This is a genomic window from Nocardioides sp., assembly GCF_035503875.1.
Taxonomy (GTDB): Bacteria; Actinomycetota; Actinomycetes; order Propionibacteriales; family Nocardioidaceae; genus Nocardioides.
Genome location: NZ_DATJTA010000025.1, coordinates 1 through 2,100, shown reverse-complemented (window position 1 = coordinate 2,100; position 2,100 = coordinate 1). Strand labels below are relative to the sequence as shown.

The following is a 2,100-nucleotide window of genomic DNA, read 5'->3' as shown; positions in this document are numbered from 1 at the left end:
TTCCTGCTCCGGAATGTTCACCGCCAACTCGATGAACTGCCTGACCGAGGCGATCGGGTTGGCGCTGCCCGGCAACGGGACGACGCTGGCGACCCACACCGCCCGGCGCGACCTGTTCGTGCGCGCGGCCTCGGTCGCGGTCCAGATCACTAAGCGGTACTACGACTCCGACGACGAATCGGTGCTGCCGCGGTCGATCGCCAGCCGCGAGGCGTTCGAGAACGCGATGGCGCTCGATGTGGCGATGGGCGGGTCCACCAACACCGTGCTGCACCTGCTCGCCGCCGCGCACGAGGCGGGCGTGGACTTCGGGCTCAAGGAAATCGACGAGCTCTCGCGCCGGGTGCCCTGCATCTGCAAGGTCGCGCCGAGCGGGTCGTACCACGTCGAGGACGTGCACCGGGCGGGCGGCATCTACACGATCCTGGGCGAGCTCGACCGGGCCGGCCTGCTGAATCGTTCCGTGACCACGGTGCACGGGGACCCGATCTCTTCGTGGGACCTGCGGTCGGAGTCGGTGCTGCCGGAGGCGGTGGAGCTCTATCACGCGGCGCCCGGCGGGGTGCGGACGGTCAAGGGGTACTCGCAGTCGGCGTCGTGGGAGTCGCTGGACCGCGACGCCGCCGACGGGTGCATTCGCGACGTTGCGCACGCCTACACCGCCGACGGCGGACTCTGCATGCTCTACGGGAACATCGCCCCGGACGGCGCGGTGGTGAAGACCGCGGGCGTGCCCGAGGAGCTGTGGACGTTCTCCGGGCCTGCGAAGGTGTTCGAGTCGCAGGAGGATGCCGTCTCCGGGATCCTCGGCGGCCGCGTGGTGGCCGGGGACGTCGTCGTGATCCGCTACGAGGGGCCGCGGGGCGGGCCTGGTATGCAGGAGATGCTGTACCCGACCAGCTTCCTCAAGGGCAAGGGGCTCGGCCGGGCCTGCGCGCTCGTCACCGACGGGCGGTTCTCCGGCGGTACGTCCGGGCTGTCGATCGGGCACATCTCCCCAGAGGCGGCCAGCGGCGGCGCGCTCGCGCTGGTCGACGAGGGCGACACCGTCGTGATCGACATCCCGCGCCGGGAACTGCGGCTTGACGTGCCCGATATCGAGCTGGCGGAGCGGCGGGCGGCGCTGCTGGCCGCGCTCGGCGGCTACCGGCCGGTCGCGCGGGAGCGCTCGGTGAGCGCCGCCCTTCAGGTCTACGCGGCGCTGGCGACGTCAGCGTCGACCGGCGCGTCACGCGACATCTCGGCCCTCGCGCGGCTGGCGCCGGAGACGTCGTGACCGGCGGCTTCGTCCGGGCCGCGCGGGCCTCGGACGCGGCCGGGCTGGCGCGCGTGCAGGCGGCGAGCTGGAGCGCGACGCTGGCCGAGCTCGTGCCGGACGAGGTGCTGGCCGAGCTGACTAGCTACGCGGCGCTCGACCAGTTCACGGAGCGCTGGCTGGAGGCGATCGTCAGCCCCCCGACGTCGAAGCACCGGGTGCACGTCGCGGTCACCGAGCCGGGGTCGACCGTGGTGGCCGGGTTCGCCGCCGCCGGGCCCGCCACTGACGAGGACCTGTGGGCGGGGACCGATGCGGAGCTGTACGAGCTGCACGTGTCGCCGGAGCTCGTCTCGGCCGAGGATGAGGATGAGCCTGCCGGTCACGACGGCCGACTGCTGCACGCGGTCGCGGACGCGTTCGCGGAGGACGGGTTTCGCACCGCCTACACGTGGACGCTGTCGGGTGACGAGGCCAGGATCGCGTTCCTGACCTCGGCAGGCTGGGCGCCGGACGGCAGCACGTCCAACCTGGACATGGGGGTCAAGGTGCCGGTGATTCGCCTGCATACCCAGCTCTCGCCGCCGACCCCCTCCCCCGACCCTTCCTCCGCGTAGGATCTGCCGGTGGCTAGTGCGCGCGAGTGGGTAGCGGGGACCAGGGTGAGAACGCTGCCGGCGGCCGTCGTCCCGGTGCTGATCGGATCGGGCGTGGCGGCGGGGTACGGGAAGTTCTCGCTCTGGCGGGCGGTGCTCGCGCTGCTGGTCGCGCTCGCGCTGCAGATCGGGGTGAACTTCGCCAACGACTACAGCGACGGCGTGCGCGGCACCGACGCGGCCGGACGG

2 protein-coding genes and 1 pseudogene are annotated in these 2,100 nt (G+C 72.3%); all 3 read left to right on the top strand.

The features are described 5' to 3' along the window. Positions 1-1,276, top strand: a 1,276-nt coding sequence (locus VMF51_RS06260) for a dihydroxy-acid dehydratase (RefSeq protein ID WP_325473549.1), incomplete at its 5' end; no start/stop codon positions are given. After that, entirely contained in the window at positions 1,273-1,872 is a 600-nt protein-coding gene (locus VMF51_RS06255; RefSeq protein WP_325473548.1) for a hypothetical protein, read from the top strand. The genes VMF51_RS06260 and VMF51_RS06255, both read left to right, overlap by 4 nt. Before the next feature lie 45 nt (positions 1,873-1,917). Beyond that, positions 1,918-2,100, top strand: a pseudogene (locus tag VMF51_RS06250) (1,4-dihydroxy-2-naphthoate polyprenyltransferase); the annotation flags it as partial.